Origin of the sequence: Taylorella asinigenitalis MCE3, assembly GCF_000226625.1 — a bacterium.
GTDB lineage: Bacteria > Pseudomonadota > Gammaproteobacteria > Burkholderiales > Burkholderiaceae_B > Taylorella > Taylorella asinigenitalis.
This window is the reverse complement of record NC_016043.1, coordinates 1,279,279-1,292,889: the sequence shown is the minus strand read 5'-3', so window position 1 is coordinate 1,292,889 and position 13,611 is coordinate 1,279,279. Positions and strand designations below refer to the sequence as shown.

Below are 13,611 nucleotides of genomic sequence, written 5' to 3'. Positions count from 1 at the left end.
AATAAGAATCTACGGACGTAGTGGTATGGATTAAAGCTCATAGTTAAGAAATAATATTATTGGATTCAATCGAGAACTTAGCCGTAGGTATTTGTCCGCTTGCTAAGGCATTTTGAGTTTCAGGTAAGAAATAGTGTTTTAAAGTTGTATAAATGGTGCCAAAAGCAAGTTCATCCCATGGAATTTCATCTTGATCAAAAAAACCAATTTCAAGGGTTTCTTCGCAAGGATTAAAATCAATATCAAGCAAGTCCGCTAAATACATAATATGTACTTGACTTACATATGGGACATCTATAACCGTAAACAGTCCCTTGATATTAACTTTAGCTGAAGCTTCTTCCATGGTTTCTCGAATTGCTCCTTCTGTAGATCCCTCTTTAAGTTCAAGAAATCCTGCTGGCAATGTCCACTTTCCATATCTAGGCTCGATACCTCTTTTACATAGAAGAACTTTCCCCTCATATATTGTTAATGTACCAGCCACTACAAGAGGATTTCTATAGTGAACTGCTCCACAATTTAAGCAGACATCACGTTCACGATTATCTCCAGGAGGAATCATATGTGTTAACTCACTACCACATTGTGTACAAAATTTCTGCTTAATAGGAGCGGGATGTAATTCGGGCATAATCAAACCTGTTTTGAATCTTCTATATTGTAGACTAGAAAACAATTAGTGGTATTAAGGTTACACTTCTAGCTTAAATATATAAACTTTAATTATTTTCGTTAAACAAAAATAAACCCTATGCTATACTTATTAACTTCACTATTTCCTAGGCACTCGTGGTGAAATAGGTAGACACAAGAGACTTAAAATCTCTCGGACATTTACGTCCGTGCCGGTTCGATTCCGGCCGAGTGCACCAAAGAGATGGTATATTGAGTTTCTTGATTTGATACCTTATACTTTTTTTCTTTATTTTGGAAGCTTGGCAGAGCGGTTGAATGCACCGGTCTTGAAAACCGGCGAGGGTTTGTAGCCCTCCGTGAGTTCGAATCTCACAGCTTCCGCCACTTTAAATAGTGAGTCTTGTCGGGGCATAGCGCAGTCTGGTAGCGCATCTGGTTTGGGACCAGAGGGTCGTAGGTTCGAATCCTACTGTCCCGACCATTTCACTCCCTTTAGTATATCCCCTAAATAAATTTTCATAGTTTTTCTCTAAAATGTTCTCTATAGATATGAATCTAGGGGGTATTTTTATGAAAAAAAATATTATGAAAACACTAACATTAAGTATGTTTATGTTGGTCGCATCTAATTCTATCATTGCTCAAACTAAGACTGATGCGGATCTTGAAGCCTCTATACAAAGAGGAAAACAAGTTGCTCAAGTTTGTGTGGCCTGTCATGGCGAAAACTTTCAGGGCATTGTTGTCTCTGAAGACGAGGTCAGACCTCGTTTGACTGTTTTAAATAAAGATTATTTAAAACATCAAATCGAATCATTCAAAAACAATTCTCGTGAAAGCATAATTATGTCTCCGATGGCAGGCATATTGGACGACGCAAAAGCAGAGGATGTTTTTAATTACATAGCATCATTGCCAGTTATTAAAGATACTAAAAATATTGATGAATCATTGTTAGCTAAAGGAAAAAAATTAGTCTACGAAGGGGATTGGGACAGAAATATTCCACCCTGTATGGGCTGTCATGGGCTTGATGCCTATGGAGTAGGTTCAACTTTCCCTAATATAAACGGTCAATCATCTGAATACATAAAAGCCCAGATTAAATCTTGGAAGGACGGTAAAAGAAATAACGATACTCTACATCTAATGAAAACTATAGCTAGTTATTTAGAAGAGGATGATATCAATGCAGTCGCAGCTTGGCTTGCTTCACAACCAGCTAAAAGAGGGGAGAAATAAGATGATTAAAAAGATTCTGACAGTTACTCTGAGTATTTTTATGAGTGTATCTTTTACAAATGTCTTGGCACAAAAGATTTCTAAAATGGGTGCCGATCTCACTCAAGAAGAAAGAGATTATCTTAAAAAAATGCTTCCTGGTTTTCCAGAACCAAAAGATGATGAATTTGTACATATTCCTCCAACCATGGAAGATTTAGAGGCTAGTGATTTAAATCCAAAACTTAAAGAAGTTATTAAAAGAGGTAGAGATCTTTTTGTAAACACACAGCAGCTTCGCGGTAAAAACGTTTTTAATAATATGAACTGTTCGAGCTGTCACATGGCTGAGGGACGTAGGCCGTTCGCAGGTCCAGTTTGGCCAGCTATAGTTACATTGCCAGATTTTAGAGGAAAAAATGGTCACGTAAATAATTTTGAAGAGCGTATAGTTGGCTGTTTCTCTTTTTCTATGAATGGAAAATCACCCGAGTATGGTAGCGATGATATGGTTGCTATAGCCGCATATCATCAGTGGTTAGCTAAGGGTGTGCCTATGTATCCAGGGGTTAAGATATATGGTCGTGGATTTCCTAAAATGCAGGACCCTCAAGAGAAGCCTACAATTGCTAGAGGTAAGGATAAGTACATAAAAAATTGCTCTGTTTGCCATGGAGAAGATGGACAGGGGGTTGTTCAAGGAGACCACGTTGTTTTCCCTGCATTGTGGGGGGATAATTCCTATAACTGGGGTTCGGGAATTGTTCGTAATTTCACATTAGCTACGTTTATTAGATATAACATGCCGTTTGGTCATGGTGGATCAGTAAGCGAACAAGATGCGTGGGATATTGCACAATTCGTTAATTCACAAGAGAGACCACAAGACCCCCGTTACACAGGTGATGTGAAAGAGACTCAAGAAAAATTCTTTAAAACATTCCATAAACACACGCAATATGCAAATGAATTGGATGGAAAAGTATTAGGTAACCATTCTAATACTGGATCTAAGCCGTTCTTAAAGCCCGAACTTCTAAGGCCTAGGACTTTCACACCATCAAAAGAGTAAAAATAAGGGGCTATCTAAGCCCCTTTATTTGATTGTTTCCCCCAATCCACACCCCATTGGTCATATGGATTTATATCCCATATAACTGATTTTACGAATGTCTCATGTTCATACAAAGCTATGATTGAACCTAAGACTCTTGGTGTAAGCTCTTTGTATTTAATTGAATTTGAAGGGGTTGTTCCTTTTAATTTTTGAGAGGGTGGAGGGTTTGCACAAGCATTGCCAAAATATAAAAGTTCTCTTTGATATTTATATTCTTCGAACAAATCAGTCAAACTCTCATTTGCAATAAAATCTACGCTAGTTGGGTGCATTCCCTGATGAAGCCATTGAAAATAAGTATGATGTGCTTGTGTACAGTTCAAGCCCCACACAACGCCCTCGGTAGTCAGCTCCACAGCATCACCTGAGATTGTTACAGATTTTCCGAGCGATTCCATTTTAAGTTGCTGTAGATATGGATTTAAGTACTTTAACTTAGGGTCATAGATGGCAATGTTTGTGCTTTTATGCTCAAAAATATTTTGATTTATTATGGAGTGCATGGCCATAAGTATTGGTATATTTGAGGGCGTCTCTTGCTTCCTGAAATGCTTATCTATTATTTGTGCGCCCTTAATAAATTCGCTGTAGGCATCTGCTCCGCATGCTATTGCAGCCGTCAAACTATACATAGTCCAAAGAGAAAATCTACCTAATATACCATCTGGTACAAACTTATTTTCGATAGGAATTTCAAGTTCATCTAGTAATTCATTATTTTCAGAAATTCCAATTATGTTTTTGAACGTATCTATGGGTTTTTCTTTTTTAAGCCATTCTTTTACCTGATTAAGATTTGATATAACTTCCTTTGTTTTTAAGGTTCTTGAGACTACGACAACTAATGTTGACTCTGCGTCAAGTCTTTGGAGTAGATGACCATTTAAGTTAGGGTCAAAGGAAGATAGAAATATTATTTCTGGGCTTAGTGGATTTTTGAAAGCATCAACAAGAAGCTTAGTTCCCCATTCATTGCCACCGATACCTATATGTATAACGGTCTTAATTCTATCTATATGTGAAAATTCTTTTTGGTATCTTTCAAAGAAGCCATCGTAGTTATTTCTTTCAAAAAGATGATTAGATGGATTCCCTAAAACTGGTTCAAAAATTTTCTTTCGTTTACTGTGAAAATCTCTTAGGTTAAGAAGATTCTCAAATAGCTCAACAGTTTTTGAAGATTTCTTTTGAAAAGTAAAATCGAGAGTTAAATTTCCAATTTCATGTTCATCAGGCTCTGGTGTGAATTTTATAGAATGCACTTGATTAGCAAATTCATCCCAAACTGTGCGAAATTTTGTTGTGGTAATATTTTTTGAATTATCCATAATCATTGCTGAACATGAGTTGTCCAATTATAAAACCTTAACAATATGAGCAAACCGTCTACACAGATAAAAAAAGCAGTTTTTCCCGTGTTTGGGTATGGGACACGGTTTTTGCCTATAACGAAAGCATTGCCAAAGGAGATGCTACCAATAATCGACAAGCCACTTTTGCATTACGCTGTAAAAGAGGCCGTGGATGCGGGTATCGAGGATTTGATTTTTATTGTGGGCGGTAATCGACAAAGTATCGAAGATTATTTTGATAGAAATCTATTGCTCGAATCAAAGCTTAGGGAAGAGGGAAAAGAGGATTTGCTTCGCATGGTAGAGGAAATTGTTCCTTCAAATGTGAATTGTATTTTTATTCGCCAACATGCACCGATAGGCCTAGGGCATGCGGTTCTTCAAGCTAGACCTGCAATTGGGGATGAGCCGTTTGCGGTTTTGTTAGTGGATGATTTGTTTTATTGTGAAGAACAGGAGCCTTCTGCGTTACAAAAATTGATTAATACCTATTTTGAGACGAGAAGCACGGTCATTGCCACCCATGAGGTGGAGCGGGACATAATTCAAAATTACGGTGTTATCGAGGGCATTTTAGATAGCGAGACAGGAAGCTATGTTTTAAGTGATATTATTGAGAAGCCCAATCCAAGCCTTGCTCCATCAAATATGGCTATTTTGGGACGTTATGTGCTAGAGCCTGATATTTTCGAGAGTTTGCGTCAGACGCAGCCAGGAAAAAACGGGGAAATCCAACTTACAGACGGTATTGGGAGGCTACTGAAAAGTAAGCAAGTCAGGGCTTTACCCATCACTAATCTTCACTTTGATTGCGGCTCTAAAGAGGGATGGTATAGGGCCAATATGTTCTATGGTCGTAAAGTTTATGGATTTAAAGAGTAAGTTGTCTTCTCGATTTTTTGATCACATGGCAGATTTGCAATCCAAGTCTCAAGCGATTGTCCTCCAATTTCTAAATCTGGATTGAGTTCTCTTAGAGGCACTAAAACAAAAGCTCTTTGTGTGATACGAGGATGCGGTATTGTGAGTCTATCGCCCTTTATTTGCATATCATCAAACAACAATATATCTAAATCGATTGTACGGGGTGCGTTTTTATAGGGTCTTTGACGGCCTAGGTCCAACTCTATTTTTTGCATAATCGAAAGCAATTCAAATGGATCTAGTGAGGTATTTATTTGAATAACGGCATTAAGATAGTCTTCACCGTCGCTTTCTACAGGACTTGTTTTATAAACACTTGAAGTTGCTAAAAGCTCGATATCATCGCATTCTACAAGCTTTGATATCGCCTTATTGATATACGAAAGCTCATCGCCTAGATTCGCTCCCAGACCTATAAAAACCTTATGCACTCTGTAGATTCTCAGTCACTATTATGACATTGGATTTTTTCTTGCGTCGACGAGGTTTACGTCCTGAGCCAGGCTGATTTCGTGTGCTTTGTATAAATTTGTCAATCATGGACTTTTGCTCTTCCTGTGAAGCATTTGCAAGGTCCATCCACCATTGAGCTTTAACGCTGTCAGTCTGATTTGATGCGGCTCTAAGCTGCATAAATTCACATGCGGCCCTAAAATATGGACTCGACATTACGCCTTTAAAGGACTTGGGTTTTTGATTATCGAGACGATATTGCATAATCCAAATCTCTCGAATCGGCCCTAGGTGTCGTTTTTGAATTTGTAGCTTGCTTAATTGTTCCTCTAATACTTCAGAAATCGATTCTTGAAGTGCGAAGAACATATTCTGCTTATTCTCTTTTGTGAGAGTATCAAAATGAGATTTAACTAGAGGCCATAATATCGCTGCATATAAATAGCTCGGATTAATACTCTTATTAAGCCGCACCCTCTGGTCCGTGCGCTCAAAAGCAATTTGCAGAAATTTTTCACTATTCTCTAAGGCCAAAACCTTATCTAATAGTGGCAAAGTCCCTTTATCCAATTTCAATTTTCGCAGCTCTCGAATGCAATATAGTGAGTCACCGCAAGTTAGTAATTTGAATGTCTCATCAAATATACGCGAATCAGGTACATTGCTTATAAGGTGAGAGAGTCGACTTATCGGTTCATAAGTTGATGTGGCAATGTTTGCGCCTAATTTCCCCGCAAATCTGATAGCCCTCAACATACGAACTGGATCCTCACGGTAACGCTTCTCTGGCTCACCTATCATGCGTATCTGAAGATTTTTAATATCTCTAAACCCGTTATGATAGTCATACACTATTTCATCAATCGGGTCGTAGTACATCGCATTAATTGTGAAATCGCGGCGCTCTGCATCCGTCTCAATCGTTCCATAATTATTATCCGATAGAATTCGGCCATCAGAGTCTTCAGGCAATTCACCAGATGCACGGAAAGTAGAGGTCTCAATAATCTCAGGACCAAACATCACATGAACCAATTTAAATCTTTTGCCAATGATTAACGCCCTTCGAAACAGTGGTTTTATTTCTAAGGGCGTTGCATCTGTGGTTACATCAAAGTCTTTTGGAACCTGTCCTAGCATTAAGTCACGTACGGCTCCCCCGACAATAAAGGCGGTGTGCCCGTGACTTCTAAGAACTTCACACACTTTGATGGCGTTTCTAGAGACTAATCGACGGTCAATTCCATGCACGGATTTAGGCACTTTTTTAAGCTTCGATTGATTAAAACCGAAGAAATTAGCGACCTTTGCTGAAATTGACGACATAGATAACAATTAGAATAAAAAGAAAATTATAGCCTAGATGATTCTAATCGGCTAATTACATCTTTAACAAATGGAATCGTTATAGTTCTTCTCTCAGAAAGAGACAACATATCTAAACTATCAATCAGATTGAATAGAAATTTCAAATCACGCGAACAATAAGAGTAAAGCCATTTGATAACATCATTTGGCAAGTCCCATCCCATTTCACGAGCTCTTTGAATCATTGCCACCCTAAGGGATTCATCTGATAATGTTTGCAGTTCATAAACAAGCCCCCATCCGAATCTATTTCTAAGGTCTTCTCTAATTTCAAGCTGCTTTGGGGGCTTATTACTACAGATGGCAATGCTTACGTCGCTACTCTCCGTCCCCGAAATTTGCAGCTTAGTAAAAAGATAAAAAAGTGCATCATATTGCTCAGCAGAAAATTCATGAATATCATCTAAGAAATAATTTTTCTCTTCAGTATTCAGATCCATAGAATTTTTTGGAAATGACTTCGAATCAAAATAAATTCCGCCATATTTATTTTGAAGAGCTTTTAGTAAATGTGTTTTTCCGCTTGATTCAAAACCCCAAATATAAATAACTGGAGGAAATCGTTTATTTAATATATTTATAAGTTCTTCGTTTGATGTTGGATTGAAATTATCAAATGATAGTTGCGGTTTTGTTAAAACCTGATTTATAAGCATTTGATTAGACATAGAATTTCTGTAGATGACTTTTTAATATAAAATATTGCCATTCATATTTTACTCTATCGGGACTTTTCCATGTCAAACTCTAAAACCCCCTTAACATATCGTGAAGCAGGCGTTGATATAGACGCTGGAGAGTCTTTAGTGCAACGTATCAAGCCTATTGCAGCTAAAACAAATAGAGATGGAGTCTTATCAGGAATAGGTGGGTTCGGTGGGCTTTTTCAAATTCCTTCAGGATATAAAGAACCAGTTCTAGTGTCAGGAACAGACGGTGTTGGTACAAAACTAAGATTAGCTTTCGAATGGCACAGACATGATACTGTTGGAATTGACCTTGTTGCTATGAGCGTTAATGACATACTTGTGCAAGGGGCCGAGCCTTTATATTTTCTTGATTATTTTGCTTGCGGAAAATTAAGCGTGGACATTGCCGCATCTGTAGTAGGTGGTGTGGGTACTGGATGTAAGATTTCAGGTTGTGCCTTGATAGGCGGTGAAACAGCCGAAATGCCTGGGATGTATCCTGAAGGTGAGTATGACCTAGCAGGATTCGCAGTTGGTATCGTAGAGAAAAGCAAGATTATCACAGGTGAATCAATTAAAGAAGGTGATATTATCCTGGGTCTTGGCTCAAGTGGACCTCACTCAAATGGCTATTCATTGATTCGTAAAATTATTGATCTCACAGGTGCTAAACCAGATATGCCATTTGGAGAAAATCCATCTAAAAAATTCGCTGATTATGTTATGGCTCCAACCAGAATATACGTTAAGCCAGTGCTTGAAGCCATCAAAAAATTTGGCGATTCAATCAAGGGTATGGCTCATATAACAGGTGGTGGACTTACTGAAAATATTCCGCGTATTTTGAAAAATAATATTGCAGCTCAAATTAATAAAAATTCTTGGACCAAACCAGAGATTTTCAACTGGCTTCAATCACAGGGTAATGTCGAAGAAAGCGAGATGCACCGTGTCTTTAACTGTGGCATAGGTTTTGTTATTGTTGTTGACCCTAAAGATGCACAGGCTTTAAAAACAATGCTCTCAGATAGTGGTGAAGTTGTGCATGAAATTGGTCAGATAGTCGCAAATACTGGCTTAGCCCCTAGAGTTTTTTACGCTTAAGCAGTTTTCAAAAGCCTCCAAAACAAGCTTGTTTTTTTGGGGGCTAAAACAATCGATTCTAGTCCTATCTTCTATACTTCTTAACCATGTAAATTGGCGTTTTGCTAGTTGTCGCGTAGCTGCAATTCCTTTTTCAATCGCTTCTTCAAGACTAATTTGACCCTGAATGTATGCCCATAATTGACTATATCCAACACATCTTATCGATGGCAATGCCTCCGTTAAATCTCCTCTGTTGAATAGTCCCTGAACTTCTTCTAAAAATCCCATCTCCATCATTTTTAAAAATCGCTCGCGTATCTTTTGATGTAGAAGTTCTCTATTATCGGTTTCTAAACTTATTGTGCAAAATTCGTGTTCGCAGTCATTGTTTTTTTTGCTTGCTAAAAACTCAGACATCGGTTTTCCAGAAATTAAAAAAATTTCATATGCACGCGAAATTCTTTGACTGTCGTTAGGAGCTAATCTTGCGGCAGTAACAGGGTCTACCGCTTTTAAGGCTTTATGAATTTCTGGCCATCCGTACTCTTGAGCTTGTGCATCAATTCTTGCCCTAACTTCAGGGTCAGAGTGGGGAAGTTCATGTAGTCCCTCTCTTAAAATTTTGTAATACATCATGGTTCCACCTACGATTAGGGGAATATGATTTCTAGAAGTTATTTCATCGATAAGTCTTAAAGCATCATTTCTAAAATCAGAAGCGTTATAAGCTTCAGATGGATCACGAATATCAATCAAATGATGTGGACAATGCATCTCCTCTTTAGTTGGTTTAGCCGTTCCAATATTCATGCCTCGATATATAGTCGCTGAATCCATAACGATAATTTCAATTGGATATTTTTTTGCTATATAAAGAGCGGATTCAGACTTTCCAGACGCAGTGGGCCCAACGATACAAGCCACACGCATTATTTGCCACGCATAAAAAGTTTATCCAAATCTTGCATCGACCATGCGTACCATGTAGGTCTACCATGATTGCATAAATCGGCTCTTTCGGTTGATTCCATTTGCCTTAAAATAGAATTCATCTCTGTGATGGAAATGCTATCGTTTGCCCTAAATGCATTATGACAAGCCATTGTTCCAAGAATCTCATTTCTTTGTTCTTCTAGAATAGAGGAACTTCCGTATTTCTCAAGGTCTTCGAACACATCTTGAACTAATGCGGAAATATTTGCACGGCTAATGATACTTGGAACTCCCGTAACAGCCACAGAATTGGGACTTGTTTGACGCAAATGCAATCCCAATTCATTTAAAAAATCAGAATACTCCTCCAATAATATAAGCTGTTTTTCTGGAATATTTACTGATATTGGAATCAATAACTCCTGCACGGTTACACCCCCCTGTGAGGCCGAATCTTTAAGTTTTTCGTACACAATTCTTTCATGTGCAGCGTGCATATCAACGATAATTAATCCGTTTTTATTTTGTGCAAGAATATAAACACCATGAAGTTGACCTATCGCAAAACCCATAGGCAAGTCATCTTCCTCTTTTGGTGAGCTTTTTGGCAGCTCATTAGGCTCACTTACAAACAAGGGCGCATATGATTCTAAGCTTCTTAAGTCGAACCCTTTTTGCGTTGGCAATGATTGTGCTTTATAAGCCGTGCGGTGCGGCTGTTCATTTTTAATTATTTCCTCTTGAGTACCATAGGATTTAGCCAATGTGTTTTTAAGAGTATTTTGAACAAACGAATATATGGCTGACTGATCTCTAAAACGAACTTCATTTTTTGCTGGATGCACATTAACGTCTACCATTCCAGGATCAATATCTAAAAATAAGATATATGAGGGCTGTCTATCTCCATGTAATACATCGCTATATGCACTTTTTACGGCATGTGCCAATGACCTATCTCTCACAAATCTGCCATTTACAAAAAGATATTGTTTATCTGTTCTTGACTTAGCTTCAGAAGGTTTAATAATTAACCCTCTTAGAGTGCACAAAGAAGTGCTTTCATCAACTTTAAAAACGCTAGTTAGAAAATCGGCTCCCACAACATCTTTAATGCGATGAATAAATTGGGATGCATTCCATTGTGAATATATTTTGTCGTTGAGAAAAACTCTAAAAGTGATTTCTGGATTAGCTATCGCTATTTTTTTTATGATATCAATGCAGTGAGTAAATTCTGTCGCCTCAGTTTTTAAAAATTTTCTGCGAGCAGGTATTTCATCAAATATTTGATTAACTTCAACAGTGGTACCTTGTGAGCCGCTAGCAGCCGAGATTTCTAGTGAGGCACCATCAATTTGCCAAGCGTTTTTTGATTCTGGTATTCGTGATATAACTTTCAGTCTTGCAACTGATGCAATTGAGGCTAAAGCTTCACCCCTAAACCCCATGGACTTAACTTGCTCAAGTTCACTAAGTTCGCGAATTTTGCTAGTGGCATGACGAGTAACAGCTAAAGGTAATTCATCTTTCGGTATGCCAGATCCATTATCTCTAATATAAATTCTTCTAATACCACCCCCGTCAAGTCGTATTTCAATCTCTGTTGAGCCTGCATCGACAGAATTTTCTATCAGTTCCTTAACAACCGAGGAAGGTCTTTCAATCACTTCCCCAGCTGCAATCTGACTGATTAATCTATCAGGAAGAAGATGTATTTGTCTACGAATCGACATAAATTAGGATTTATAAGCAAGTGGAGGATTTGTGTCAAAATAATCATCTAACCCTCTAACAATAGCTTTTGCTACAGTTGGATGATTTTTTGAATTCATTAAAAAACTTTCCTCTTGAAGATTTGATATAAATGCTACTTCAATAAGAATAGAAGGAATATCTGGTGCCTTTAGAACAGCAAAACCAGCTTGTTCAACACGTCTGCTTTTTAAACCATTTACTTTAGAAAGTGAGTTTAAGACACGATGTCCAATTTTAAGAGAATCATTAATTTGGGCTGTTGTTGATAGGTCAAGCAATACACTAGCAGTAGTCCTATCATGAGAACTAATGTCAAGACCACCAATCAAATCTGCGGCATTCTCTTTTTTGGCTAACCATCTAGCAGCCGCACTAGATGCCCCTTTACGTGAGAGGGCGAATACTGAAGTTCCACGAGCTGTCCTATTAGTGAATGCATCTGCGTGTATAGAAACAAATACATCCGCTTTGACGCGTCTAGCTTTTTGAACGCGCACATGCAATGGAACAAAGAAATCAGCATCGCGAGTCATATAGGCTCTAGTATCTGACCTAGAATTTAATATATCTCGCAATCTTCTACCGATAGATAGAACTACATCTTTTTCTCGAGTACCACGTGCTCCAATTGCTCCAGGGTCTTCACCGCCATGTCCAGGGTCTATAGCAATTAGAATAGGACGTTTTTGCGAATTCTTTTTAATGGTTACTTGAGGTTGATGGTCTAAAGTAGAACCTTTAATGGGTAAATTTTCAATGCGTGGATTTTTCTGTGCAACTTGACCCGCAACTTTAGGTACTTCAACATCAGGCTTCGTATTTTGAAGTTGACTAATAATATTTGATAATGGATCGCTAGAGTCAGACTTCTGTGCCAAAGCCATAAGCGGATCTTTAGCTACTTTTGGATAAAGGTCTAATACAAGTCGATATTTGTAATTTCCTACAGGCTTTAAGGTAAAAACTTGTGGAACTATAGGCTCTTTTAAGTCAATAACAATTCTTACAACATTTGATCTATTTTGGGCTACACGTACCTGAGAAATATAAGGGTCGTTTGGTTTAATTTTTGAAATTAGAGAATTCAATGCAGCATTCATTTGAAGACCATCAAGGTCTACAACCAATCTATCTGGGCCATTTAATGTAAAGTGCTCATGCTTAATTGGAGAATTTAGCTCTAGAGTTACCCTAGTATATTCATCAGCTGGCCAAGTTCTAACCGCTAAGATTTGAGAAGTAGTTCCAGAATTTGTTGTAGCAGCTTGACTAGCAGGCTTTTGGACTGGTAAATCCTTAGGATCTTTATTTACGGCAGGGGGTGACGTAGGCTTCGTGCTAGGTGGAGCCTTTGGAATCGGTATAGAATCCCCGCTTAAGGGACGTCCTAAAGGAGTGAATTTAAGCTGCTCATTAGAATTATTTAAATCGACTATAGGTGCATTAGCCGCTTTAGAAATTTTTGAAATAACGGGCAAAAACAAAGCGGCAGCACCTGCTGTAACAATGCGGCGCCTATTGTTCACTTTTTGTATATTTTGCTCATCATTGATAGACATGCAACTCCTCTATCTGAAAATGCATTGATTTTTGCAATTCGACCCTCTCCCTCATAGTATAAAGTTATATTCAAATCAGGTTGTGGCAATGTTTCCTTTGCCATCTCAGGCCACTCAATTATAGAAATTCCTGGTGAGCTTAAGGTGTCATTAAAACCAGCCTCAAACCATTCCAATGGATCATTAAATCTATAAAAATCAAAGTGATATAAGTATAATCTAGAAACTTTATAAGTTTCAAGCAGGGTATATGTTGGACTCTTTATTCGACCAGTGACCCCAAATGTCCTAAGAAATTCCCTTGCTAATGATGTTTTGCCCGAACCTAATTCCCCACTTAAATAAATTTTAAAATTAGGTTCAATACTTACGGGTTCATTATTCTTCTTGTATATAAGAGAATCGACGGCCTTCGCTAAGTTTTGACCTAATAGAAGAGTGTCCTTTTCTTGAGGTAATTGAATTTCAAAAGTATCGGAAGTGTTCATCTAATAAGTAAAATAAATTAAGAA

13 protein-coding genes and 3 tRNA genes are annotated in these 13,611 nt (G+C 37.9%); 7 read left to right on the top strand and 9 right to left on the bottom strand.

What is annotated here, in order from left to right; translation table 11 throughout:
• Positions 1–43: 43 nt before the first annotated feature.
• A complete protein-coding gene (locus TASI_RS06100; RefSeq protein WP_044978121.1) occupies positions 44–634 on the bottom strand; it encodes an NUDIX hydrolase in 591 nt (196 codons plus the stop codon).
• A gap of 152 nt (positions 635–786) precedes the next feature.
• Here TASI_RS06100 and TASI_RS06095 point away from each other — a divergent pair.
• The 5 genes from TASI_RS06095 (at position 787) to TASI_RS06075 (ending at position 2,932) form a co-directional block, all read left to right on the top strand.
• Positions 787–875 (top strand) — tRNA-Leu (locus TASI_RS06095).
• 57 nt (positions 876–932) lie between these two features.
• A tRNA-Ser gene (locus TASI_RS06090) sits at positions 933–1,023 on the top strand.
• 20 nt (positions 1,024–1,043) lie between these two features.
• Positions 1,044–1,120 (top strand) — tRNA-Pro (locus tag TASI_RS06085).
• 89 nt (positions 1,121–1,209) lie between these two features.
• The gene (locus TASI_RS06080) at positions 1,210–1,881 is read left to right on the top strand and encodes a c-type cytochrome (protein ID WP_014111887.1); all 672 of its coding nucleotides are present in this window, start codon (positions 1,210–1,212) and stop codon (positions 1,879–1,881) included.
• 1 nt (position 1,882) lies between these two features.
• Positions 1,883–2,932, top strand: a complete 1,050-nt coding sequence (locus TASI_RS06075; RefSeq protein ID WP_044978118.1) for a c-type cytochrome — start codon at positions 1,883–1,885, stop codon at positions 2,930–2,932.
• Between the two features lie 14 nt (positions 2,933–2,946).
• On the opposite strand, the gene TASI_RS06070 is transcribed toward TASI_RS06075, so the two are convergent.
• On the bottom strand, positions 2,947–4,305 hold the full coding sequence (locus tag TASI_RS06070; RefSeq protein ID WP_014111885.1) for a glucose-6-phosphate isomerase: 1,359 nt from the start codon (positions 4,303–4,305) through the stop codon (positions 2,947–2,949).
• Positions 4,306–4,350: 45 nt separating this feature from the next.
• Here TASI_RS06070 and galU point away from each other — a divergent pair, with 45 nt between their 5' ends.
• Positions 4,351–5,211: a UTP--glucose-1-phosphate uridylyltransferase GalU gene (galU, locus tag TASI_RS06065; RefSeq protein WP_044978116.1), complete on the top strand. Its 861-nt coding sequence runs from the start codon at positions 4,351–4,353 to the stop codon at positions 5,209–5,211.
• Here the strand turns inward: galU and folK are convergent.
• From folK to TASI_RS06050, 3 genes are read right to left on the bottom strand one after another with little or no spacing between them, the layout of a single operon-like run.
• Entirely contained in the window at positions 5,193–5,684 is a 492-nt protein-coding gene (folK, locus tag TASI_RS06060) for a 2-amino-4-hydroxy-6-hydroxymethyldihydropteridine diphosphokinase (protein WP_014111883.1), read from the bottom strand. The two genes, galU and folK, sit on opposite strands and share 19 nt — an antisense overlap.
• Positions 5,677–7,032, bottom strand: a complete 1,356-nt coding sequence (gene pcnB / locus TASI_RS06055; RefSeq protein ID WP_014111882.1) for a polynucleotide adenylyltransferase PcnB — start codon at positions 7,030–7,032, stop codon at positions 5,677–5,679. The genes folK and pcnB overlap by 8 nt, the downstream gene beginning before the upstream one ends.
• Positions 7,033–7,058: 26 nt before the next feature.
• Positions 7,059–7,742, bottom strand: a complete 684-nt coding sequence (locus tag TASI_RS06050) for an HdaA/DnaA family protein (protein WP_014111881.1) — start codon at positions 7,740–7,742, stop codon at positions 7,059–7,061.
• Positions 7,743–7,811: 69 nt separating this feature from the next.
• On the opposite strand from TASI_RS06050, the gene purM reads away from it, so the two are divergent.
• Positions 7,812–8,867 carry a phosphoribosylformylglycinamidine cyclo-ligase gene (gene purM / locus TASI_RS06045; RefSeq protein WP_014111880.1) on the top strand — a complete coding sequence of 352 codons (1,056 nt, stop codon included), beginning with the start codon at positions 7,812–7,814 and terminating at the stop codon, positions 8,865–8,867.
• On the opposite strand, the gene miaA is transcribed toward purM, so the two are convergent.
• Genes miaA through tsaE form a run of 4 tightly spaced genes read right to left on the bottom strand, consistent with a single transcriptional unit; the run spans position 8,841 to position 13,587 of the window.
• Positions 8,841–9,779, bottom strand: a complete 939-nt coding sequence (gene miaA, locus TASI_RS06040; protein WP_014111879.1) for a tRNA (adenosine(37)-N6)-dimethylallyltransferase MiaA — start codon at positions 9,777–9,779, stop codon at positions 8,841–8,843. The genes purM and miaA overlap by 27 nt on opposite strands.
• A complete protein-coding gene (gene mutL / locus TASI_RS06035; RefSeq protein ID WP_014111878.1) occupies positions 9,779–11,518 on the bottom strand; it encodes a DNA mismatch repair endonuclease MutL in 1,740 nt (579 codons plus the stop codon). Before mutL ends, miaA begins: the two co-directional genes overlap by 1 nt.
• A 3-nt stretch (positions 11,519–11,521) precedes the next feature.
• Positions 11,522–13,099, bottom strand: coding sequence for an N-acetylmuramoyl-L-alanine amidase (locus TASI_RS06030; RefSeq protein ID WP_014111877.1), 1,578 nt, complete (start codon positions 13,097–13,099; stop codon positions 11,522–11,524).
• Complete coding sequence (gene tsaE / locus TASI_RS06025; protein WP_014111876.1) at positions 13,063–13,587, bottom strand: tRNA (adenosine(37)-N6)-threonylcarbamoyltransferase complex ATPase subunit type 1 TsaE; 525 nt, start codon at positions 13,585–13,587, stop codon at positions 13,063–13,065. Before tsaE ends, TASI_RS06030 begins: the two co-directional genes overlap by 37 nt.
• Between the last annotated feature and the right edge of the window lie 24 nt (positions 13,588–13,611).